Origin of the sequence: Kitasatospora purpeofusca, from assembly GCF_036010405.1 — a bacterium.
Lineage (GTDB): Bacteria > Actinomycetota > Actinomycetes > Streptomycetales > Streptomycetaceae > Kitasatospora > Kitasatospora purpeofusca.
Map to the genome: position 1 here is coordinate 5,118,239 of NZ_CP108561.1, position 22,961 is coordinate 5,141,199.

General features: G+C 71.5%; 16 protein-coding genes, 1 tRNA gene and 2 pseudogenes. 7 read left to right on the forward strand and 12 right to left on the reverse strand.

Annotated features, from left to right (window positions below; all coding sequences use genetic code 11):
- Window positions 1-44 precede the first annotated feature (44 nt).
- Window positions 45-1,079, forward strand: coding sequence for a LuxR C-terminal-related transcriptional regulator (locus OG715_RS22705; RefSeq protein ID WP_266270686.1), 1,035 nt, complete (start codon window positions 45-47; stop codon window positions 1,077-1,079).
- Window positions 1,080-1,239: 160 nt separating this feature from the next.
- On the opposite strand, the gene OG715_RS22710 is transcribed toward OG715_RS22705, so the two are convergent.
- From OG715_RS22710 to dnaK, 6 genes are all read right to left on the reverse strand, one after another.
- Window positions 1,240-1,866 (reverse strand): TIR domain-containing protein, encoded by a 627-nt coding sequence (locus OG715_RS22710; protein ID WP_266270687.1) that lies wholly within the window; start codon window positions 1,864-1,866, stop codon window positions 1,240-1,242.
- Between the two features lie 562 nt (window positions 1,867-2,428).
- Window positions 2,429-3,460: a TrmB family transcriptional regulator gene (locus tag OG715_RS22715; RefSeq protein ID WP_266270688.1), complete on the reverse strand. Its 1,032-nt coding sequence runs from the start codon at window positions 3,458-3,460 to the stop codon at window positions 2,429-2,431.
- A 203-nt stretch (window positions 3,461-3,663) separates the two neighbouring features.
- Entirely contained in the window at window positions 3,664-4,191 is a 528-nt protein-coding gene (locus OG715_RS22720; RefSeq protein WP_323182151.1) for a heat shock protein transcriptional repressor HspR, read from the reverse strand.
- A 7-nt stretch (window positions 4,192-4,198) separates the two neighbouring features.
- Entirely contained in the window at window positions 4,199-5,350 is a 1,152-nt protein-coding gene (gene dnaJ / locus OG715_RS22725; protein WP_266270690.1) for a molecular chaperone DnaJ, read from the reverse strand.
- Between the two features lie 158 nt (window positions 5,351-5,508).
- Window positions 5,509-6,144: a nucleotide exchange factor GrpE gene (grpE, locus tag OG715_RS22730; protein ID WP_266270691.1), complete on the reverse strand. Its 636-nt coding sequence runs from the start codon at window positions 6,142-6,144 to the stop codon at window positions 5,509-5,511.
- Entirely contained in the window at window positions 6,141-7,988 is a 1,848-nt protein-coding gene (gene dnaK / locus OG715_RS22735; RefSeq protein WP_266270692.1) for a molecular chaperone DnaK, read from the reverse strand. Before dnaK ends, grpE begins: the two co-directional genes overlap by 4 nt.
- A 333-nt stretch (window positions 7,989-8,321) precedes the next feature.
- Here dnaK and OG715_RS22740 point away from each other — a divergent pair, with 333 nt between their 5' ends.
- From OG715_RS22740 to OG715_RS22755, 4 genes and pseudogenes are all read left to right on the forward strand, one after another.
- Window positions 8,322-10,544 carry a (Fe-S)-binding protein gene (locus OG715_RS22740; RefSeq protein ID WP_266270693.1) on the forward strand — a complete coding sequence of 741 codons (2,223 nt, stop codon included), beginning with the start codon at window positions 8,322-8,324 and terminating at the stop codon, window positions 10,542-10,544.
- 397 nt (window positions 10,545-10,941) lie between these two features.
- Window positions 10,942-12,015, forward strand: a pseudogene (gene manB / locus OG715_RS22745) (mannose-1-phosphate guanylyltransferase); the annotation flags it as partial.
- Window positions 12,016-12,250: 235 nt separating this feature from the next.
- Window positions 12,251-13,300 carry a YIP1 family protein gene (locus tag OG715_RS22750; RefSeq protein WP_266270694.1) on the forward strand — a complete coding sequence of 350 codons (1,050 nt, stop codon included), beginning with the start codon at window positions 12,251-12,253 and terminating at the stop codon, window positions 13,298-13,300.
- A 150-nt stretch (window positions 13,301-13,450) separates the two neighbouring features.
- A complete protein-coding gene (locus OG715_RS22755) occupies window positions 13,451-14,365 on the forward strand; it encodes an alanyl-tRNA editing protein (RefSeq protein ID WP_266270696.1) in 915 nt (304 codons plus the stop codon).
- A gap of 67 nt (window positions 14,366-14,432) precedes the next feature.
- On the opposite strand, the gene dcd is transcribed toward OG715_RS22755, so the two are convergent.
- Window positions 14,433-15,008, reverse strand: coding sequence for a dCTP deaminase (gene dcd, locus OG715_RS22760; protein WP_266270697.1), 576 nt, complete (start codon window positions 15,006-15,008; stop codon window positions 14,433-14,435).
- 82 nt (window positions 15,009-15,090) lie between these two features.
- A complete protein-coding gene (locus OG715_RS22765; RefSeq protein ID WP_030392517.1) occupies window positions 15,091-15,312 on the reverse strand; it encodes a hypothetical protein in 222 nt (73 codons plus the stop codon).
- A 275-nt stretch (window positions 15,313-15,587) separates the two neighbouring features.
- On the opposite strand from OG715_RS22765, the gene OG715_RS22770 reads away from it, so the two are divergent.
- Window positions 15,588-15,661 (forward strand) — tRNA-Gly (locus tag OG715_RS22770).
- A gap of 52 nt (window positions 15,662-15,713) precedes the next feature.
- Here the strand turns inward: OG715_RS22770 and OG715_RS22775 are convergent.
- The 3 genes and pseudogenes from OG715_RS22775 to OG715_RS22785 all read right to left on the reverse strand — a co-directional run bounded on the left by OG715_RS22775 (window position 15,714) and on the right by OG715_RS22785 (window position 18,664).
- Window positions 15,714-16,781 (reverse strand): serine hydrolase domain-containing protein, encoded by a 1,068-nt coding sequence (locus OG715_RS22775; RefSeq protein WP_266270698.1) that lies wholly within the window; start codon window positions 16,779-16,781, stop codon window positions 15,714-15,716.
- A gap of 85 nt (window positions 16,782-16,866) precedes the next feature.
- Window positions 16,867-17,976: pseudogene (locus OG715_RS22780) on the reverse strand (sensor histidine kinase); the annotation flags it as partial.
- On the reverse strand, window positions 17,969-18,664 hold the full coding sequence (locus OG715_RS22785; protein WP_266270699.1) for a response regulator transcription factor: 696 nt from the start codon (window positions 18,662-18,664) through the stop codon (window positions 17,969-17,971). The gene OG715_RS22785 and the pseudogene OG715_RS22780, both read right to left, overlap by 8 nt.
- A gap of 282 nt (window positions 18,665-18,946) precedes the next feature.
- Between OG715_RS22785 and OG715_RS22790 the strand changes: the two genes are divergently transcribed.
- On the forward strand, window positions 18,947-21,085 hold the full coding sequence (locus tag OG715_RS22790) for a tetratricopeptide repeat protein (protein WP_323182152.1): 2,139 nt from the start codon (window positions 18,947-18,949) through the stop codon (window positions 21,083-21,085).
- Here OG715_RS22790 and OG715_RS22795 read toward each other — a convergent pair.
- Complete coding sequence (locus tag OG715_RS22795; RefSeq protein ID WP_266270700.1) at window positions 21,024-22,820, reverse strand: hypothetical protein; 1,797 nt, start codon at window positions 22,818-22,820, stop codon at window positions 21,024-21,026. The genes OG715_RS22790 and OG715_RS22795 overlap by 62 nt on opposite strands.
- Between the last annotated feature and the right edge of the window lie 141 nt (window positions 22,821-22,961).

Below are 22,961 nucleotides of genomic sequence, written 5' to 3' on the forward strand. Positions count from 1 at the left end.
AGGAGCACCACACCCCCGAGAGAACCCGGCAGGGAGCGTTCGACGTGACGTTCGGAGCGACGGCGGATCCGAAGGACGCCCCGGGCGGCACCCCCGACGGCGAGGGAACGGCCGGCACCGGAGCAACCGCCGGCGAACCCGACGAGAGCGCCCGCGGCCTCTATCTGGCGATCCTCGCCGACGGCGGCCGCATCCGCGTCGCCGACGTCCCCGAGGCCGACCGGGACGCCGTCCGCCGGCTGGTCTCCATCGGCCTGCTGATGCCCAACCCGATGGACGCCTGCTACACCGCCGTGAGCCCCCGCTCGGTCAGCGACCGCCTCGGCGCCGAACTCCGCAGCGAGGCCACCCGGCTCCTGGTCCGCGCCGAGAACCTCCCCGGCACCCTGGACGCCCTCACCCGCGCCTACGACGCGATGCCCCGCCCGCCCGAGCGCTCCGGCGGCGCCGTCTACATCGAGGGCCACATCCACATCCGGCACCGGATCTCGCAGCTGGTCTCCGACTGCCGCACCGAGGTCCTCACCGCCCAGCCGGGACCCCGCCCGGCCGACGCGCTCAAGATCGCGATCCAGCAGGACGTCCAACTGCTCCGGCGCGGCTGCTCGCTGCGCACCATCTACCAGCCGGTCGCGATGTCCGAACCGCCCGCCCTCGCCTACGCCGAGGAGGTCACCCGGCGCGGCTCGCTGATCCGGATCCTGGACGAGCCCATCCAGCGGCTGATGATCTTCGACCGCTCGGTCGCCGTGATCTCCGCCTCGGACGACCACAGCACCGCCGCGTTCATCACCGACCCGGCCGGGATCGCCTTCATCGTCAACGCCTTCGAACGCGACTGGTGCCGCGCCGACGCCATCGGCCGCTCCACCGCGCCCGGTCGGGGCGCCGCCCACAGCGCGCCCGAACGCGTCGGCCGCCTCCTCGCCCGAGGTCTCACCCAACGCGCCGTCGCGACCAGGCTGGGCCTGAGCGAACGCACCGTCGCCGCCCACATCTCCCGCCTGCGCGACCGCTACGGCGCCCAGACGCTCTTCCAGCTCGGCTGGCTGATGCGGGGCGGCCGTGACGACGGCTGACCCCGCCGCCGCCCCGGTCGCCCCGCGGCCGGGGCGGCGCGAACGGACCGTCACCGCTCGCACCGCCCCGGCCGCGGGAACTCCACGACGTGGAGAGGCTGTTCCGGCTCGGCCGGCGGACGCGGGGAGCCCGGGCGGGGGCCCGGTGCCCGAACCGCGATCAGCCGGCGGCCGCGCCGGTGGGCCAGTAGCCGGTCGGGCCGACGGCCGGGGGCTGCTGCCGGGGGACGGTGAACTGCTCGCCGGGGGCGGTCCAGAAGCCCTCGCGCAGGGAGAGCGCCATGCCGGCCCAGTCGAGGGCGGTCTCCACGGTGTGGTGGAGCGCCTCCTGGGACCAGGTGTCGTCGAAGACCAGCGGCAGGACGGGGGCGACCTGCTCGATGGTGGCGATCAGCGGGTTGTGGGTGATGGCCTCGTCCACCAGCAGGACGATCGGCTTGCGCAGGGCGGACGCCCAGCCCAGCTCCAGGCTGACGCCGGCGGAGAGCGGCGCACCCACGTAGGCGAAGACCAGGTCCGCGGACTGCAGCGCGCGGAAGTCCGACGGCACCCGCGGCTCGGGAGCGCGCCCGGCGACGGTCCAGGCGTCACTGTGGTGGGCGCTGTAGACGGCGGCACCACTGCGGAGAAGGGTGGTGCGAAGGGTCGTCAGCCGCGTCCGGCTGGCGAGAGTCACCACGCTGTCCGCCGGCCCGGTCAACCGCATCAGCGGCGCGGCCAGGAAGACTCGTGCACGCCGACCCTCGTGGGCCTGGCTGTCATGGTGACGCAGGTAGGGCTCAGTCATGTCGACTCCGGGGAGTGGCTGATCGGGTTCACCAGGTCCGGCAGGGTTGGGTCAGGGGTTCCGATCGGCGTGGCTGCGGTCTCCGCTCGAGGGGCGGGGCCGAATGGTGAATTGAAGGTACATCGGCAAGTGTGGTGAGCTTGCCGGGACCATCGGGAGCGAACTGATCGTCCATCGTGCGGGGCGGCCGAGTCCACTGCTTCGAGGTGGCATCTGACTGCCTGGCATGGAGATGACGCACTTCTGCAGAGGGGGCATGTGGCGCGCGCGTTCGAGCTGGGGCATTATGTGGTCGATTGCTCAGCTGTTCCCATTGCTCGATACCTTGCGACTACTCAGGAAGGCGTGATCGCATGCTTCGCCTGCGCCGGCACGTTCGCATTGTGGCGGCTTCGATCGCTGCCGTTGTAGCAGTATTGACCGCGAGCAGCCAGATTGTCTCGGCAGCTTCCGGCCACCAGCCCGCTTCGCACAGCCCCGCGTCCTCGGAGCTGCGGACGCTGGCATTGACGGACAGCGACAGCAACTGGACCTGAGCCGGTCCGTCGGAGGGCTCGCCGGGTCAGTCGGTGACCTGGTCCAGCCCGTCCGGCCGGCTCTCGGGGTGACCGTGCTGAGGGGTCCGGGCCAGCACGTATCCGAGCTGGAACAGTGAATCGACCTTGTAGTCCTCCCGCATGTCCGCTATGTGGCGTGCGAGGGTGCGTTCGCTGATGCCGAGACTCCTGGCTATGACGCGGTGGCTGGTGCCCTTCAGCAGCAGATCGATGATCGTCTGCCGCAGGCGTGAGATGACTTCCTGAGGTACCGCTCGGGCGCCGTCGAATTCGAGTGCGCGGTTCCAGTTGCGCTCGAAGATGTCGGAGACCAGATAGCTGATGATCGCCCTGTCGTGAATGAACGCGGCCACATTCAGGTCGTCGGCGACAGGAATGATGGCGGTACGCCGGTCGACGACGATGAGTCGCGTATAGGGCTCGTCCAGCGTGCGGACCTCCCCGCCCCCGTCCGTGATCGCCAGGACGTAGTCCCTGGTGGCCGGGTGGTAGCGGGTGCTCGGGTGGTAGATCGTCCGGAACGAGGCGCCTCGCTGGAGGAGCGCCAGATCCCGGTCCCGACTGCTGGCGAGGGCCTCCGGGGGGCGGGGACCGCCCGGCTGCGCGGCCAGGAACTCCTCGGTACAGCTGGTGGTCAACTGGCCCAGCCGTTGATTGATCAGCACTTTTCCGCGCACGTACTCGATGCTGCCGCCGGTCTGCTTCGGCGTGTGGAAAGCCTCGGTCAGGTCCTTCAGGTCGATCGGCAGCGCCTCGGCCCGGGAGAGCAGGTCGAGGGCCCTGCGCTGCCAGGAGGCGATGAGCCCGGACGAAAGCTGCTGGGGGTCCACGGCGACGAGGACGTTCGGATCGTCCGTGTCCGGCACCACCAGGCCGATGTCGAGAAGCTCCTGAAGGTACTCGGCGTCGGCGGCCTCGCGGTTTTCGGGCATCAGGCGACCGTGGGTGTGCAGGATGTCGAGATACAGCTTGCGCGCATTATCCGAAAGGACGCCGAGACCGCCTGAGGTGAGTCCGGGATCGGCCGGGTCGCTCATCTGCGGCTCCCTGGTGTCGGATAGGGCTGTGTGAAGCCGGGGCGCCGACTTCTACGGGGATCTTGGACAGAGCCTTCGAGGGCCGGCATCGGTGTTTCTCGATCTGCTGTTGCCTGCACCGAGCACTCTCTCACCAAACGCCGCGCCGCCGGCACCCCCCGGCCAGGGGGAAACCGGCGGCGACGGCGCGGCGGCGCGGGAGGTCAGCGCTTGGGGCGCCAGACGACCAGGGCGCTGGAGTGCGGGGTGGGCGGCTGGTAGGGGACCAGGTCGCGGCGGTAGGAGGCGTGGATGGTGGCCTCGCGCTGCTGGAGCGCGGTGGCCGCGCCCTCCAGGGAGTCGGCCAGTTCGGCGATGCGGGACCGCAGCGCGGTGACCTGGTTCTCCAGCTCGATGATCCGCTTGATGCCGGCCAGGTTGATGCCCTCGTCCTGGGAGAGCCGCTGGACCTCGCGCAACTGCTGGATGTCGCGCGCGGAGTAGCGTCGGCCCCGGCCGGCGGTGCGGTCGGGGCAGACCAGTCCGAGCCGGTCGTACTGGCGGAGGGTCTGCGGGTGCAGACCGGAGAGCTCGGCGGCGACCGAGATCACGTAGACCGGGGTCTCCTCGGTGAGCACGTAGTGGGGCTGCGGGGCACTGCGGCGCGTGGTGCGACGGGCGCCGCCGCCGGGCAGGCCACCACCGGGCAGGCCGTCACCGAGGCCGGGTCCGATGGGTTCGTCGGGGATCATCTGGTCGTCACGCTCCCTTCGCCGCTCTGAACAGAGCGGCTCGTGGGTCGTCGGAGGCGGTCGCCTCGCGGTACTGCTCCAGTGCGGTCAGCGCGTCGCCGGTGACGGTCTGGGGCACCACGACCTCCACGGTGACCAGCAGGTCGCCGCGGGTGCCGTCCTTGCGGGTGGCGCCCTTGCCGCGGGCCCGCAGGGTCAGGCCGTTGGCACTGCCCGGGGGCAGCTTGAGCTTCACCGACGGGCCGTTCAGGGTCGGCACCTCGATGGTGCCGCCGAGGGCGGCCTCGGGGAAGGTGACCGGCACGGTCACGGTCAGGTTGTCGCCCTTGCGCCCGAAGACGGGGTGCGGGTCGACGTGCACGGAGACGTAGAGGTCGCCGGGCTGGCCGCCGCGCTCGCCCTGGGCGCCCTTGCCCTTGAGCCGGATCCGCTGGGCGTCCTGAACGCCGGCCGGGATCCGGACCTGCATGGTGCGGGCGGAGCTGGCCCGGCCGCTGCCGTGGCAGTCGGTGCACGGGTCGTCGACGATCATGCCGCGGCCGCGGCAGTCCCGGCAGGGCTCGGAGAGCGCGAACGCGCCCTGGCCCCGGCTCACGGTGCCGGAACCGACGCAGGTCGGGCAGACCCGCGGGGTGGTGCCGGACTTGGCGCCGGTGCCGTTGCAGAGACGGCAGGGGGCCTGGCTGGTCATCCGCAGCGGGACGGTCGCACCGTCGACGGCCTCCTCGAAGGAGAGCGTCACCTCGGTCTCGACGTCGGAGCCGCGCCGCGGCTGGGCCTGCCGGCCGCCCCGGTTGAAGAGGCCGCCGAAGACGTCGCCGATCCCGCCGCTGCCGCCGCCCTGGTTGCCGTTGAACAGGTCGCCGAAGTCGAAGCTGTAGCTGCCGGTGCCACCGGGGCCGCCGGACCGGAAGCCGCCGTTGGCGAAGAGGCTGCGGGCCTCGTCGTACTCCTTGCGGCGCTTCTCGTCGGAGAGGACGTCGTAGGCCTCGGAGATGTCCTTGAACCGCTCCTCGGCCTTGGCGTCGCCCTTGTTGGCGTCGGGGTGGAACTCGCGCGCCAGCTTGCGGTAGGTCTTCTTGATCTCTGTGGCGCTGGCGTCCTTCGGCACGCCGAGGACCTTGTAGTAGTCCTTCTCCACGTAGTCCTTGCCGCTCATGGCCGACGCCACCTCCCGAGGTCCATCGTCACAGTGCTGTCAACGGTCGGAACCCGGTCAGTGGTGCCGGGGACCCTCGACAGCGCGCTGCGGAGCCGTCCGCCGTACTGGCCGGCGTACGACTCCGCAGCGCAAAGGTTGTCAGCTGTCACCGGTGGTCAGCTGTCCGAGCCACCGTCGGCCTGGTCCTTCTTCTCCCCGCCCTTGGCGGTGTCGGCGTCCGGGCCGGGCGCGGTCTGGGTGCCCGGCTGGGGCTCCGCGACCGCGACCATCGCCGGGCGGATGATCCGCTCGCCGATCCGGTAGCCGGGCTGGAGGATCTGGACGCAGGTGTCCTCGGTGACCTCCGAGGAGTAGCTGTGCATCAGCGCCTCGTGCATGGTCGGGTCGAAGGGCTCGCCCTCCTTGCCGAACTGCTGCAGGCCCAGCTTGGCCACGACCGTCTCCAGCGACTCGGCGACGGACTTGAAGCCGCCCGTCACCTCGCCGTGGTCGCGGGCCCGGCCGATGTCGTCCAGGACCGGGATCAGCGACTCCAGGATGTTGGAGACGGCGATCTCGCGGACCGTCAGCCGGTCGCGCTCGACCCGCTTGCGGTAGTTCTGGTACTCGGCCTGGAGGCGCTGGAGATCGGCGGTGCGTTCGGCCAGCTGCTTGGCCGCGGCGTCCCCCGAAGGGGTGCCCGCCCCGGCGCCCTCGGCACCGGCGGAGGCGGCCTCCTCGGCGGCCTTGATCACGGCCTCCTCGGCGGCGGAGTCGTCGCCGGGCTCGGCACCCTGCGGCTTCTCCGTCATGCCGCACCACCCTTGGGCTTCTCGTCGTCCACGATCTCGGCGTCGACGACGTCGTCGTCCTTGGCACCGGCGTCACCGGCGTCGCCGGCCGCGCCCGCCGCACCGGCGGCGTCGGCGTTGGCGTAGAGCGCCTGGCCGAGCTTCTGGGCGGTGGTGGAGACCTTCTCCGAGGCGTCGCGGATCGCCGCGATGTCCTCGCCCTTCAGGGCCTCCTTGAGCTCGCCGATGGCGGTCTCGACCTCGGTCTTGACGTCGGCCGGGAGCTTGTCGGAGTTGTCGGCGATGAACTTCTCGGTGGAGTACACGAGCTGCTCGGCCTGGTTGCGGGTCTCCACGGCCTCGCGGCGCTTGTGGTCCTCGTCCGCGTACTGCTCGGCCTCGCGCATCATGCGCTCGATGTCGTCCTTCGGCAGCGCGGAGCCACCGGTGACGGTCATCTTCTGCTCCTTGCCGGTGCCGAGGTCCTTCGCGCCGACGTGCATGATGCCGTTGGCGTCGATGTCGAAGGTGACCTCGATCTGGGGCAGGCCGCGGGGGGCCGGCGGCAGGCCGGTCAGCTCGAACATGCCGAGCTTCTTGTTGTACGCCGCGATCTCGCGCTCGCCCTGGTAGACCTGGATCTGCACGGACGGCTGGTTGTCCTCGGCCGTGGTGAAGATCTCGGAGCGCTTGGTCGGGATCGTGGTGTTGCGCTCGATCAGCTTGGTCATGATGCCGCCCTTGGTCTCGATGCCGAGGGACAGCGGGGTGACGTCGAGCAGCAGGACGTCCTTGACCTCGCCCTTGAGGACACCGGCCTGGAGCGAGGCGCCGATGGCGACGACCTCGTCCGGGTTGACGCCCTTGTTGGCGTCCTGGCCGCCGGTCAGCTCGCGGACGAGCTCGGCGACGGCCGGCATGCGGGTCGAGCCGCCGACGAGGACGACGTGGTCGATCTCGGAGAGGGCGATGCCCGCGTCCTTGATGACGTTGTGGAACGGGACCTTGCAGCGCTCCAGGAGGTCCGAGGTGAGCTGCTGGAACTGGGCCCGGGTGAGCTTCTCGTCCAGGTGCAGCGGGCCCTCGGCGGAGGCCGTGATGTAGGGCAGGTTGATCGAGGTCTCGGAGGACGAGGACAGCTCGATCTTGGCCTTCTCGGAGGCCTCGCGCAGACGCTGCAGCGCCATCTTGTCCTTGGACAGGTCGACGCCGTGGCCGGCCTGGAAGACCTTGACCAGGTGGTCGACGACCTTCTGGTCCCAGTCGTCGCCGCCGAGGTGGTTGTCACCGTTGGTGGCCTTCACCTCGACGACCCCGTCGCCGATCTCCAGCAGCGAGACGTCGAAGGTGCCGCCGCCGAGGTCGAAGACCAGAATGGTCTGGTCGTCCTTGTCCAGGCCGTAGGCCAGGGCGGCCGCGGTCGGCTCGTTGACGATGCGCAGGACGTTGAGGCCCGCGATCTCACCGGCCTCCTTGGTCGCCTGGCGCTCGGAGTCGGAGAAGTACGCCGGGACGGTGATGACGGCGTCGGTGACCGTCTCGCCCAGGTAGGACTCGGCGTCGCGCTTCAGCTTCTGCAGGATGAAGGCGCTGATCTGCTGCGGGTTGAAGTCCTTGCCGTCCAGCCCGATCTTCCAGCTGGTGCCCATGTGGCGCTTGACCGAGCGAATGGTGCGGTCCACGTTGGTGACCGCCTGGCGCTTGGCCACCTCGCCGACGAGCACCTCGCCGTTCTTGGCGAAGGCGACGACGGACGGCGTGGTCCGCGCGCCCTCGGCGTTCGTGATGACGGTGGGCTCGCCACCCTCCAGAACGCTGACGACCGAGTTCGTCGTGCCGAGGTCGATGCCGACCGCGCGTGCCATCGTAAATACCTCCACGGAAGAGTTGAGCTTTACAGGCTCAAGGATGCATGACAGGCCGGGACGCGTCAACAGCTATGAGTCCGGAGCGCTCAACTTTGGTGAGCCAAGGATGGGTCGAGGATGGGTCGAGGGCGGCTGCGGCGGCCGCCGGGACACGGCCGGGGTGCCCCCGGGCGTGCGTTCACGTGACTGCCGCCATACCTTGAGCATCTTCAGGAGAAGTGGTGCCCGACGGTAATGTCCGGGCCGTCGGCCCAGGAAGTTACCGACGAGTACACTGCCCCGGAGACACTGCACACCCGCAACAAGCAAGCCGCAGGAGACGGAGAGCCGATGCAGCTAGCAGCGATCGTCATCTCGCTGGTCACGTTCGTGGTCGGCACCGCGCTCGCCGCTCGTGCGGCGCTGTACATCTACCGGGTGGTGCGGACCGGCCAGCCGGACGCCACCCGCTTCGGGCAGCCCGCCCAGCGGGCGAGGACCGTGGCGGTGGAGTTCGTCGGCCACACCCGGATGAACCGCTGGGGGATCGTCGGCGTCGCCCACTGGTTCGTCGCGGTCGGCTTCTTCACCCTGGGCCTGACCCTGCTCACCGCGTTCTTCCAGCTGTTCGACGCCGAGTTCGTGCTGCCGGTGCTCGGCGGCTGGCTGCCGTACGAGCTCTTCACCGAACTGGTCGGCACCTTCACCACGCTGGGCATCGCCGCCCTGATCGTGATCCGCCTGCTGAGCCTGCCCGGCCGGGCGGGCCGCAAGTCCCGCTTCGCCGGCTCGATCGCCTGGCAGGCCTTCTACGTCGAGTACACGATCCTCGGCATCGGCCTGTGCATCATGATCCTGCGCGGCCTGGAGGGCGCGCTGGAGGGCGTCGGCTCCTACGAGGCCAAGTACCTGATCTCCTACCCGCTGGTGGCGGCCTTCCGCGGCCTGTCCCACGGGACCCTGGAGAACCTGGTCTACATCTTCGCGATGCTGAAGATCTGCACCTCCTTCGCCTGGGCGATCACCATCGGCATCAACCCCTCGATGGGCGTCGCCTGGCACCGCTTCCTGGCCTTCTTCAACATCTACTTCAAGCGCGCGGAGGACGGCTCCACCGCGCTCGGCGAGCTGCGCCCGATGACCAGCGGCGGCGCGCCGATCGACTTCGAGGACCCGGCCGACGACGCCGTCTTCGGCGTCTCCCAGGTCGAGCACTTCTCCTGGAAGGGCATCCTCGACTTCTCCACCTGCACCGAGTGCGGCCGCTGCCAGTCGCAGTGCCCGGCCTGGAACACCGGCAAGCCGCTCTCGCCGAAGCTGCTGATCATGAGCCTGCGCGAGCACGCCTTCGCCAAGGCCCCCTACCTCCTGGCCGGCGGCGGCAAGGACGCGGAGGGCGAGGAGAAGGCCACCGCCGAGCAGCTGGCCGATGTCCCGGCGGCCGCCCTGGCCGAGGCCGAGCGCCCGCTGATCGGCACCGCCGAGGAGAACGGGGTCATCGACCCGGACGTGCTGTGGTCCTGCACCACCTGCGGCGCCTGCGTCGAGCAGTGCCCCGTCGACATCGAGCACATCGACCACATCGTCGACATGCGCCGCTACCAGGTCATGATCGAGTCCTCGTTCCCCACCGAGGCCGGCACCATGCTCAAGAACCTGGAGAACAAGGGCAACCCCTGGGGCATGGCCACCAAGGCCCGCCTCGACTGGGTCAAGGAGCTCAAGAAGGAGACCGGCATCGAGGTGCCGGTGATCGGCGAGGACATCGACCCCGCCGAGGTCGAGTACCTGTACTGGGTGGGCTGCGCCGGCGCCCTGGAGGACCGTGCGAAGAAGACCACCAAGGCCTTCGCCGAACTGCTGCACACCGCGGGCGTGCAGTTCGCGATCCTCGGCAAGGAGGAGTCCTGCACCGGTGACTCCGCCCGCCGCCTGGGCAACGAGTTCCTCTTCCAGATGCTCGGCGCGCAGAACGTCGAGACCCTGAACGCCGCGCTGGAGGACGCCCCGGTCAAGCGGATCGTGGCGACCTGCCCGCACTGCTTCAACACCATCGCCAACGAGTACCCGCAGCTGGGCGGCCACTTCGAGGTCATCCACCACACCCAGCTGCTGCAGCACCTCATCGACGAGGGCAAGCTCGTGCCGGTCAACCCGGTCGAGGGCCTGATCACGTACCACGACCCCTGCTACCTGGGCCGGCACAACAAGGTCTACAGCCCGCCGCGCGAGATCATGGACAAGGTCCCCGGTCTGCGCCAGCAGGAGATGCACCGCCACAAAGAGCGCGGCTTCTGCTGCGGCGCCGGCGGCGCGCGGATGTGGATGGAGGAGCGCATCGGCAAGCGGATCAACACCGAGCGCGTGGACGAGGCGCTGTCCCTCAACCCGGACATCGTCTCCACCGCCTGCCCGTTCTGCCTGGTCATGCTCTCCGACTCGGTGAACGGCAAGAAGAACGAGGGCGCGGCCAAGGAGCACCTGAAGGTCGTCGACGTCGCCCAGCTGCTGCTCGACTCGGTCAAGGCGGTTCCGCCGGCCGAGGCCGAGGAGCCGCAGACGGTCGACGCCTGAGCGGCGTTCCGCCCGACGGGGCCGTGAACCGGCCCGGTTGTTCGACAGTTCTGCAACAACCGCCCGGCCCGGGGGGTGCCACCGGCATCCGCCCGGGCCGGGCCCTTTCCGGCATCCGCACGGGGATCTTCCGGTGACCGCCACGGGCTTTTCCGGTGACCGCCACGGGCTTTTCCGGTGACCGCACCGGGTGCTCCCGGCCGCGGCCCGGTCCCGTCCCGGGCACCGGGGGCAGGACCACCGCGCGGCGCTCCTGTCAGAAGGAAATACAGTAGGCGCCGGACCGGCCGTGAGCCGGTCGATCCGTTCCGGCCCCCGGAACGGCGTTCACCACACCGACGGAGGTATCGGCCCGCCGGGCCGGGCCGCACAGAGCACAAGGGGAACAGCGCAGACCATGACCGAGGCGATCATGCTGGTCGGTGGTAAGGGCACGCGCCTGCGTCCGCTGACCACCCACACCCCCAAGCCCATGCTGCCGGTGGCAGGCGTTCCGTTCATCGCGCACCAGCTGGCGCGCGCGGCGGCGGCCGGGGTCACCCGCGTGGTGCTCGCCACCTCCTACCTGGCCGAGGTCTTCGAGGACCACTTCCAGGACGGCACCCCCTACGGCATCGAGCTGGTCTACCTGACCGAGCGCGAGCCGCTCGGCACCGGCGGCGCCATCCGCAACGCGGCCACCGGGCTCACCTGCGGCCCCGACGAGCCGGTCCTGGTCTTCAACGGCGACATCCTCTCCGGCGTCGACATCGCCGCCCTGCGCGACGGCCACGTGGCCGCCGGGGCCGACGTCACCCTGCACCTCACCCGGGTCGAGGACCCGCGCGCCTTCGGCCTCGTCCCGACCGACGAGCACGGCCGGGTGCTGGAGTTCCTGGAGAAGCCGGAGACGCCGGAGCAGATCGTCACCGACCAGATCAACGCCGGCTGCTACGTCTTCACCCGCTCCGTCATCGACCGCATCCCGACCGGCCGCGAGGTCTCCGTCGAGCGCGAGACCTTCCCCGAGCTGCTGGCCACCGGCGCGCTGCTGCGCGGCGTCGTCGACACCTCGTACTGGCTCGACCTCGGCACCCCGGCCGCCTTCGTCCGGGGCTCGGCCGACCTCGTGCTGGGCAAGGTCGACTCGCCCGCCGTCCCCGGCCCGACCGGTGACGCCCTGCTGCTGCCCGGCTCGACCGTCCGGCACGGCGCGGTGCTCAGCGGCGGCACCGTGGTCGCCGAGGGCGCGGTGGTCGAGGCCGGCGCGATCGTCGAGGGCAGCGTGATCCTGCCCGGTGCCGTCATCGGTGCCGACACCCTGGTCAAGGACTCGATCGTGGGCGCCTTCGCGACCGTCGGCGACCGCACCGCGCTGGACGGCGCGGTGATCGGTGACGGCGCGATCGTGGAGTCCGACAACGAGCTGCCGAACGGCATCCGGATCGCCTGCGGCACCCTGCTGCCGGTCGGCGCCGTCCGCACCTCGGCCGGTCCGGGCGGATGCCCGGCCGGTACCAGCGCCGCGGCCTCCGTGCACGGGCCGAAGGTGGCCGTGGGGCAGTAGCGCCCGGCTGTGACGCCACGGCAGTGGGCGTGATCCTGCGGCAGGGGCCGTGAGCCCGTGCCAGGGGCCGTGGTCCCGCGGCAGTAACAGGCTCGCTGCAAACCGGAACCGGTCCGGCGCCCGGCCACCGGGGCGCCCGCCGGACGGGTACCTTCGGAACGTGGCTGGCAATCGATACGACAGCGGTCAGGGCGCCGACCCCCGTGGCGGGTGGTCGGCGCCCCCGCAGCAGCAGGCGACGCCCGGGGGGCACGGGCCGACGGACGGGCCGGAGTACTTCACCGGTCCGCAGCAGGGCCCGACGGACCCGTACGGTCCCGGCCCCCGCTCCCCCTACGCCTCGCAGCAGGACCCGTACGGCGGGCAGCGGGACCCGTACGCGGGGCAGCAGCCCTACCCGGCGCAGCAGCCCTACCCGGGGCAGCCGGGGCAACCGGGTCAGCCCTACGGCGCGCCGCAGCGGGACCCTTACGCGGCCGACCAGCCCGGTCACACCCGGGCCTTCCCGGCCGGCGGCGACCCGTACGCGGGCGAGCCGTCCTCCTACGCCCCGGAGCAGCCGCCGTACCCCGACGGCTACGGGCAGCAGGGCCAGGCCCAGGGCTACGGCGACGACAACGTCGCCGTCTACCGGGCCGGCGGCCAGTCCGCGCCGCAGGCCACCGGGCCCAGGCCGAGCTGGCGCGAACTGCTGACCGGACTCTTCCGCACCCCCACCGCGATCTTCGACCGCACCCGCGACCACCAGGTCTGGCTGCCCGCCGTCACGGTCTCCCTGCTGTACGGCGCCCTCGCCGTGCTCGGCCTCGGCATGACCCGCGACGACGTGGTCAATTCGACCTTCACCGTGGCGCTCACCGCGCTGCTGGCGGCGGCGATCGGCTTCACCCTGGCCGGCGGCATGCTCGGCGCGGTCACCTACGCGCTGGCCCGGCAGTTCGGCGGCGACGGCCCGTGGCAGTCCACGGTCGGCCTGGCCGTGCTGATCGGCTGGGTCACGGACGCGCCCCGGCTGCTGCTGGCGCTGGTGCTGCCGGCCGACAACCTGCTGGTCCAGGTGGTCGGCTGGGCGACCTGGCTGCTCTGCGCGTTCCTGCTGACCAGCATGGTCCGCCGGGTGCACGACCTGCCCTGGGGCAAGGCGGCCGGTGCGGCGGCGCTGCAGCTGCTGGCGCTGCTGGTGCTGATCAAGCTGCCGACCCTCGGCTGACCCCGTCCCCCTCCCGGGCGCGCCCGCGGACCTCGGGGACAATGGAACACGGGCCTCGCCTCGCGGGGCCCGTTGCCGTTGTCCGGGCCGTCCCGCTCGGGCCGCGCTGTTCGTCCTGTCCAGTACACCCTCACCCGCACGGAGCCAGGCATGACCCTCCCCACCACGCACGTCAGCTTCCCGGCCGGGGCGGTGACCGGCGAGTCGACGGTGCTCGCGGTGCACCCGCTGGACGGCGGCCGGTACGCCGTGGTCACCGGGGCGACGCCGTTCCACCCGCTCGACCACACCTGGCCCGACCAGCCCGCCGACCTCGGCACGCTCACCGTGGACGGCGTCGAGCTGGCCGTCGTCGACTGCCTCACCGGCGCGGTCGGCCCGGACGGTGGATCCGACGGCGGTCCGGAGGGCGGCCCGGTGCTGGTGGGCGCCGACATCCCGGTCCGGCGCGGCGACGAGGAATGGTCCTGGCTGGTCCTGCACGTGCTCGCGGCCGACCCGGGCGACATCGTCGGCCGGACCGCCGCCCTCGCCGTCGACGCCGGCCGCCGCGGGGCGCTCAGCGCCTCCCACAGCGGCTGCCACCTGCTCGCCCTCGCCCTCAACGAGGCGCTCGCACCGCGTTGGCGCAAGGACCCGGGCCGTACCGACGCCTTCGGTCACCCGGACTTCGACAGCCTCGCCATGGCGAGCTCGGTGATGGACATCGAGGCCAGCACCGACACCTACCGGCTCGGCAAGTCGCTGCGCAAGAAGGGCTTCACCGCCGAGGCCACCGAGGAGTTCCCGGCCCTCGCCGACGCCCTCCCCGAGCTGACCGAGGCCGTCAACCGCCGGCTGGCCGGCTGGGTCGCCGCCGACGCCGCAGTGCGCATCGACGTCCCCGGCCCGGAGCTGACCGCCCGCCGCGAGTGGAACTGCGAGCTGCCCGAGGGCGCGGCGCGGATCTTCTGCGGCGGCACCCACCTGCACCACCTGGGCGAGCTGGCCGAGCTCCGCACCGAACTGCGGCTCTCCGAGGACGGCAGCGAGCTGGTCGCCGTCACCCGCCCGAAGCGGGCCTGACACGGCGGCGGGCGGCCACCCCGTCCAGGGTGGCCGCCCGCGCCGTTCGTTGTTACCGCTTCGCCGCTCAGACCTCGGAGCGGTGGAAGTTCAGGTAGGAACGGGACGGCGTCGGGCCGCGCTGCCCCTGGTAGCGCGACCCGTACCGCTCCGAGCCGTACGGGTGCTCCGACGGCGAGGAGAGCCGGAACAGGCAGAGCTGCCCGATCTTCATCCCCGGGTAGAGCTTGATCGGCAGGGTCGCGACGTTCGACAGCTCCAGCGTGACGTGCCCGCTGAAGCCGGGGTCGATGAAGCCCGCCGTGGAGTGCGTCAGCAGACCGAGCCGGCCCAGGCTGGACTTGCCCTCCAGCCGCGAGGCGACGTCGTCGGGCAGCGTGATGACCTCGTAGGTCGACGCCAGCACGAACTCGCCCGGGTGCAGGATGAAAGCGTCGTCGCCCTCCGGCTCGACCAGCCGGGTCAGGTCCGGCTGCTCCTCGGAGGGGTCGATGTGCGGGTAGCGGTGGTTCTCGAAGACCCTGAAGAAGCGGTCAAGTCGTACGTCGATGCTCGACGGCTGGACCATCGCGGGGTCGAACGGGTCGATCACCACGCGGCCCTTGTCGATCTCGGCCCGGATGTCCTTGTCAGAGAGCAGCACGCTTCGAGATTACGTGCACGACGCGGCCCCGGACGAATCGCCCGGGGCCGCAGCTGTCACATCTCTCCCACGACCGCCCTCGTCAGGCGAGGAACTCCGCGGCCTCCAGCCGCAGTGCCCGGGCCAGTTGCGGCTCGGACAGCTCCCGTACGTCGGCCAGCACCGAACTCCTCAGCCGCCCGCACTGCGGGCACCGGATCAGCCGACCCGGCCCCAGCCGGCCGGCGCCGAGATTCTGCATCGGGAACGTGGTGGTGCTGAACAGGTGCCCCTCGGCACAACGAACGACGGCGCGCTGCTCCATCGATCCCCTTCCCATCCTTACCCCGGTACTCACCCGTACTCGTTCGCCCCGAACGGCGGAGCCCCCGGGACCAGCGTCACATTAGGGGAAGTTCCGGACATTCCACACCAAGGCTCGCCGCCCGCACCACCCGCCGGGGCAGTCTCACGCGGCCCACACAGTACGCCCCCGCCCCCACCCCGCGCGGCTCCGCCACGACCTCCGGCCACCCGTGCAACGACCGTCACGGATGGGGTACAGTGAGGACAGATCGAGCGTCTCTGACGACTCGTCAGGCGGGCGTAGTTTAATGGTAGAACATGAGCTTCCCAAGCTTATAGCGCGAGTTCGATTCTCGTCGCCCGCTCCATAGGTAAGGCCGCAGGTCAATGACCTGCGGCTTTTGTGTTGTCCAGACCGTCTCAGCCGCCACCGCCACCGCCACCGCCGTCGCCGTCGCCGGGCGAGGCTCCGGTGACGGCCTGCGTCTCCCGCCCGATGATCTCCTGCAGCGGCTGGCCGTCGCAGTTGCCGAGTATCACGCCGACCCAGCCGGTGTAGGGGTAGATGTTCCAGTTGGCGCTGACACCGGGGTTGCCACCGCCGCGCCCGAACACCCACTGGCCGTTGACGATACGGGTCGGCATGTCGTAGGCCCCGAACGACGAGGCGCTGTGGGGGATCTTGGCGCCGGTGAGCGACTCGGCCCAGGGCCGGTGCAGCACCGTGCCGTCGCCCAGCGCGCGTGCGAACCGGACCAGGTCCGGCGCGGTGGCGAAGCCGCCGTCCCCGGGGGTGTCGACGAAGCTGCGGCCCGGGTTCTTGCCGAGCACGTCCGGGTACGGGCTGCCCTGGTCGAGATTGCGGACCGCGTCCACCTGGCTGCCGTAGGCCAGAGTCATGTACGGGTGCGCGATGTGCTCGTCGGTGAGCCACTGCGGCCTGGTGCAGAACGCCGAGCCGGTCATGCCGCAGCGCCCGAAGATGTTCTCCCGCACGTAGTCCCAGTACGTCTCGCCGCTCACGGCCTCCACGATCAAGGCGGGGATGCCGACATCGGCGCCGGAGTGGCTGGTGCGGGTGCCGGGGGCAGCCACCAGCTCGGACTGCCGGACCCACCACTCGTAGTACTCGTGCACCTCCTCCCGGCTCCGGAAGATGCGTTGCACGTCCTCGCCCGGGGTGTTCAGCCCGGAGGTGCCGGAGAGCAGGTGGTGGATGGTCACCTGCTCGGCGATGTCCCTGGCGTAGCCCTTCAGGTGGGTGCCCACCGTGTCCGACAGGCTCAGCTCGCCCTGCTGTGCCAGCTGCAGGACGGCCACCGCTCCGAACGGCTTGCCCGCCGAGCCGAGGCTGAACGCGGTGCCTTCGTGATTGCGGATCCCCTTCTCCCTGTCGGCCATGCCGTAGCCGCGGGACAGTACCGTCCGGCCCCGGTGCGACAACAGCACCACGCCGGAGAACCTCCCTTCGGCCGCCGGCTTCGCCACGTAGCGGTCGTAGGCTCCGCCAGGACGGGTGGCCGGTGGGGTGTCGTAGTCGTCGGTCGGGGCCGGGTCGGCTCGGCCGGTTTTCGATACGCCCGCGATACGCCGAATCCCCGGTATGTGGCGTGCCGGGAAGTCGAATCGTGACCAGGAGACCGCCAGTGGGGCGGGGTGCGGGGTCGATGGTCCCGTCGTGTGCCCGGACGATGCTGTGCACGATGGCCAGCCCGAGGCCGACCCCGACGTGTTCGTCGGTGCGGGAGCGTTCTGTTCCGCGTCGAAAGGGTTCGGTGAAAGTCGGTACCAGTTCCGGAAGGAGCGGAGGACCGGTGTTCTCGACCCGCAGCATGCTCGCGTCGTGCTGCGGTTCGGTGTGGACGGTTATGGTGCCGCCGGAGGGGAGATTGTGGACGACGGCGTTCTGGACGAGGTTGGTCACCATCCGCAGGATGAGCGCCGCGGAGCCGAGGGTCTGTGCCTTCTCACCGGTGACGTCGAGCACGATCCGGCGCTTTTCGGCGAGGGGCAGCAGCGCTTCGGCGGCCTCCTCGGCGATGAGGGACAGGTCGACGGGCTCGCGGGTAAAGCTCTTGCGGTCGGCGCGGCTGAGCAGCAGCAGGGCCTCGGTGAGGTCGATCGCCCGCGTGTTGACGGTGCGGAGTCGTTCGACGAGTTCGCCCCGGTCCCGCGTGGGGTCGTGGTGGGCGAGGTCGAGGAGTGTCTTCGAGATCGCCAGCGGGGTGCGCAGTTCGTGGGAGGCGTTCGCGGCGAATCGCTGCTGTTCGGCGACGTGGGATTCGAGCTTTTCGAGCATGAGGTCGAACACGTCGGCGAGTTCGCGGAATTCGTCCTGGGGGCCTGGCATGCGGACCCGGTGGGACAGTGATCCGTTCGCGGCCGCCCGTGCCGCGGCTGCGATCCGTGCGAGTGGTGTGAGCATCCGGCCGGCGAGGATCCATCCTCCCAGGAGTCCGAACGCCAGTAGGAAGGCCAGCGCCGTGGCCGCGGCGGGGGCGAACGTGCGCACGAGTACGTAGCGGTTGGGCGCGACGCCGAGAAGGCCCCGGGGGCTGTCGGGTACGTGGCGCAGCAGGAACACCCACACCACGGCCAGCAGGAGAGTGCCGGCGACGAGGAGGAATCCGGCGTAGCTGATGGTGAGTTTCAGGCGGGCGCTGAGCCCCGGGCGCCTATTCACGAGTGCCGCCGGGGCGGGTGGTGTCCACACCGGTGTCGATTCGGTAGCCGACGCCGGCCACCGTGGCGACGAGCCATGGTAGGCCGAGTCGTTTGCGCAGGCCGGAGACGGTGATGCGGACCGCGTTGGTGAAGGGGTCGGCGTTGGCGTCCCAGGCCCGCTCCAGGAGTTCTTCGGCGCTGACGATGCCGCCTCCGGCGGCGACGAGGACTTCGAGCACGGCGAACTGTTTCCGGGTGAGCGCGACGTAGTGTCCCTCGCGGAAGACCTGTCGGCGGAACGGGTCCAGTCGCAGGCCCGCGATCTCGCTGACCGGCGGTCGGGTGTGCGCGCGGCTGCGGTCCAGCGCCCGCAGTCGCATGACGAGTTCCCGGAGCTCGAACGGTTTGGTGAGGTAGTCATCGGCGCCGAGCTCGAACCCGGACGCCTTGTCGTCGATCCGGTCGGCGGCGGTGAGCATGAGGATCGGCATGCCGCTGCCGGAGGCGACGATTCGTCGGGCGATCTCGTCGCCGGAGGGTCCGGGGACGTCGCGGTCGAGGACCGCGAGGTCGTAGGAGTTGACGCCGAGCAGTTCCAGAGCGGAGTTGCCGTCGCCGGCGATGTCGGCGGCGATCGATTCCAGGCGGAGACCGTCCCGGACGGCTTCGGCCAGATAGGGCTCGTCCTCCACGATCAGCACGCGCATACCCGGAGCCTAGGCAGCAGGGCATATCGCCGACATATGCGATGCCCTCCGGGAGTGGGGCCGAGGAGTGGCGCGGGGAGGTCATGAGGGGTGTGGAGCCGGGGAGTTGGCGGAGTCCTGCGGCAACGCCGGCGGGCCGGTGGGGGAGGTTCGGAACCTCTCCGCTGTAGTGATGGTCGGACGTCCCTCGGTGGGGTGGTGCGGCAGGCTACCGTGGGGGGCGGGTGCAACAGGTCGGGGCATTGGAGAACCTCTGCCTCATGGAGGACCGGGGGTGGGGCGGTGGATCCGCTGTCGTTGTCGATGGTGACGGCTTTCCTGGGTGCGGCCGGGGCGGGGATGGCCAACGAGGCGGGGAAGCGGGCCTGGGAGACGGTGGGCGGGCTGGTGGCCCGGGTGGTGGGGCGGGAGGTGCCGGCGCCGGTGGGGGTGGCCGAGCGGGAGTCGGTGGCGGGGCTGCTCGTGGCGGAGGCGTTGCGCAGTCCCGAGCAGGCGAGGGCGCTCGCCGCGGTGATGAGTGGGAGGGGTGCCGGCGGGGCGGCGGCGCACGGGGTGCCGCGGTCGCTGCCGGCTTCGGCGCGGTTCTTCACCGACCGGAAGGGGCCGTTGGCGCTGCTGGACCGGGAGGCGGACCGCAAGCCCGACGGTCTGCCGAAGGTGGCCGTCCTGCACGGTCCGGCGGGGATCGGTACCAGTGCGCTCGCCTTCCACTGGGGCGGCCGCGAGGCCGGGCGGTTCCCGGACGGGACCTTGTACACGGATCTCCGGGGCGGTTCGGCGAGCACCGCTCCGACGGCCGCGACGGTCCTGCGGCACTTCCTGCTGCGCCTGGGCGTGCCGGCGGAGTACGTTCCGCCCGCCGTGGAGGACCGGGTCGACCTCTTCCGTTCCCTGCTGTCCGGTCGGCGGCTGCTGGTCGTGCTCGACCACGCGCAGTCGGCGGCCCAGGTCGATCCGCTGATCACGGCGGCGCCCGGCGTGTTCACCCTGGTCGTCGCGCGTCGTCCGCTCACCGGGCTGGACGCGGTCACCGTCCCCGTGGGCCCGCTGTCCGACAAGGACGCCAAGCGGCTGCTGGCCGAACTGGCGGGGCGGTCCGCGATGGCGACGGCCCGCGCCACGCTTCCCTCGGTGCTGGAGCGGTGTGCCGGCTCCCCGTTCGCGCTGCGGGCCATGGCCCCGTACTTGGCGACGGGGTCGTTCGGCGGCGAGCGGACGGATCCCCCGCCGGAGGGTCCGGTGCGGGCGGTCGCCGAGGAGGCCTACCGGCGGCTCGGGGTGGAGGCGGCGCGGATCTACCGGCTCGGGTCGCTGCGGCCGTGGTCCTCGCTGGGCGCGGCCGTGGTGGCGGCGACGGCCGAGGTCCCGGAGGACGACGCGGGGCGGGCGCTGGCCGAACTGGCGGAGCTCCAGCTGCTGGAGAGCACCGGGGACGGTCGCTACCGGTACCGTCCGGCGGTGCGTGCGCACGCGGAGGAGGCGGCGGCCCGCGAGGACGGCCTGGCGGGTTGCGCTGCGGCCGTGGCGCGCGCCGCGGACTGGTACCTGCGGTTCGCCGTCCGCGCCGACTACGCGGCGCTGAAGGAACGTTGGCACCTCGGCCCGTTGTACGCCGAGCTGGGTCCGGGGCCGTACGAGGACGAGGGGGCGGCGGTCGCCGCGCTGGTTGCCGAGGCGGGCAATCTGGTGGAAGCCGTGCTCGCTGCCGAGGAGTTCGGCCGCTTCGACACCGTGTGCCAGACCGTCGAGGCGCTCTGGGCCGCGCAGTTGAAGGCCGGCTGCCACGATGTTCTGCTGCCCGCGCTGAGGGCCGGGGCCCGGACGGCCGGTCGGCACTGCCCGGGGACCCGGACGGCCGGCCGGATGCGCATCCAACTCGCCTTTGCCCTCATGGAGTTGCGGCAGGACGAGGAGGCGGAGCGCGAGCTGCTGGCGGCCGCGCAGGACGAGGCCCTGGCCGGGCACGCGCGCGGCCGGGCGACGGCGGTCGAGTCGCTGGGGCTGCTGCGGCTGCGGCAGTGGCGGTTCCGGCAGGCCCTGGAGTGCTTCGAGGAGGCGGACGGGCTGCTGGGCCGGATCGGCCCGGCCGACGACGGCGCCGCCGATGTGCCTCGGGCCCGTGCGCTGCTGCACCGGCACCGGGGGCGGGCACTGAGGGGGCTCGGCCGGTTCGAGGAGGCGGAGCAACGGCTCTCCACCGCAAGGGAGTTCTTCCGCGAGAGCGGCGAGCGCTACAACACCGCCCGGGTGCTGACGGACCTCGCCGAGCTGCGCCTCGACGCGGCCGACCGCACCGGGGCGCTGCCACTGGTCGACGAGGCCGTGGCGCTGCTGAGCAAGGAGAACGCCACCGTCCACCTCACCTACCTGGCCGGGCTGCGCGCCCAGTGCCTTCCCGATGAGCTTCCCGATCGACCGTGAGGCGGACCCGCGCGAGACGGGTGCCGGTCGCGACCGTCAGGGTGCTGGGCACCGGTGCGGTGACCTCGGGGCCGGTGTGCAGCCGCGCGAGCAGCGCCGAGGCGTGCACGGCCGGGTCGCCCGCGCTGTCGGAGGTCAGCCTGCACCGCAGTCCGCCGCGGTGCAGCACCTCGCACTCGCGAGGACCGGTGATGTAGGCGGCGAGGGAGGCGGACCGGTACCGGTCGAGCACCTCGGCCGCCCACTCGCCGGGCGAGCCGAACCGGGGATCGTCGGGTTCGCCGTACCGGAGGATGATGTCGGCCGACGCCAGCACGCCGGGATCGAGGGTGTCCTCGTGCACGGCGAGGTGCCCCCCGGCCCCGGCCTCGCCCCGGGCGTCGTCGGGTTCGTACCGGGGTTCGGCGAAGCGCCGGACGGTGATGGTCCCGTCGGCGGCGGTCGAGGTGAGGACGAGCAGGGGCGCGGTGCGGAGCGGCGGCTCGTACGGCGGCAGCGGCAGCGGGTCGAGCACGGCCGGGGCGGCCGGCTCGGTGATGCCGATCAGCCGGTAGAAGAGGCCGCGCAGCAGGGCCGCGGAGTCGCCCGGCGCCGAACTGGTCAGCTCGGTCGGCCCGTTGGCGGGGCGGTGTTCGGACAGCAGCCGGTCCAACTGGGGCGGCAGCGCCCGGTACGGGTCGAGTCGGGGCGCGGACCGGACGAACGCCGCGACGGGTGACTCCGTTCCGAGGGCCTCCGGGTCGGTGGCGCCCAGCAGTACGGGGGTTCCGCAGGCGGCGGCGTAGTAGCTGACCGAACCGAAGTCGCCCAGGACCACGTCCGCGGCGATCAGGGCCTGGCGCCAGCCTTCGAGCGGGTCGACGAGGGCGAGCCCGGCCCGACGGGCCCGGTCCAGCCAGAGGCGGACCTGACCGGGGCCGTGGCCGTGCCAGATGTTCGGGTGGAGGACGGCCGCCACCCGGTACTCGTCGGCGGGGAGTTCGGACGTCAGCCGGGGCAGCAGGAGCGGGAGGACGTCCTCGGGGCCGGAGTCACCGAAGAGCGAGGTCGGATTCCAGGTGGAGTTCAGCAGGACGAGGCGCTGTCCGGGGTGCACCCCCAACGCCCGCCGGTAGCGGTCCCGGTGGTGCCGGGCGGCGAGGATGCGGTCGAAGCAGGGGTCGCCGGCCAGTACGGCGGTCGGCAGGGCCTCGGGGCAGGACTTGGCGAGTCGGTCGATCTGCTCGGGGTGGGAGAAGACCATGGCGTCCGCGATCGGGGTGCCCTCGGCGGTGAGGATCCACTCCGGCCCGAGCCCGAACACGGCGTCCGGCGTCCGGCGTCCGGTGTTCGGTGTTCGGTGTTCGGTGTTCGGTGCGGTGAGCGTCTTATTGTATCCGACACCGTGCGAGAGGACCGTCAACGTTCCTTTGAGGTCGCCGAGTTGGCCGCCGAAGCTGGCCGATATCGCCAGGTCCACGGGAGTCGCGAGGGCCTGCTCCCAGGGCAGGACCGGGACGCCCACCGAAGCCAGCAGCTCTGCCACGCCCGACCGGAACGGCGACGAACCGGTGCAGGTCGCCAGCACCTGGAGCCGCAGGTCGTCGCGGAACAGTGGAAGCACATCGATCAGCCGCGTCGCCGCCGTCACGTTGTGGACGACCAGCAGGACCCGCCGGCACCGTCCGCGGGTGGCCCACCTGGCCGCCTCGGGCCCCACCGGTACGCGAACCCAGTGCTTCAGGTCCTCGCCCACGCCGCCTCCCAGCCCTTCCGGTTCGAGACCCCTGCGGCCGTCGTGTCCGATCTTGGAATCGGAACTTCCAACGTATCGCGTCGAGGAGTGAACCCTTGGCCGTCCTGCCGATGAAGCCGCCAGCGCCGCCTGAGCCGCCAG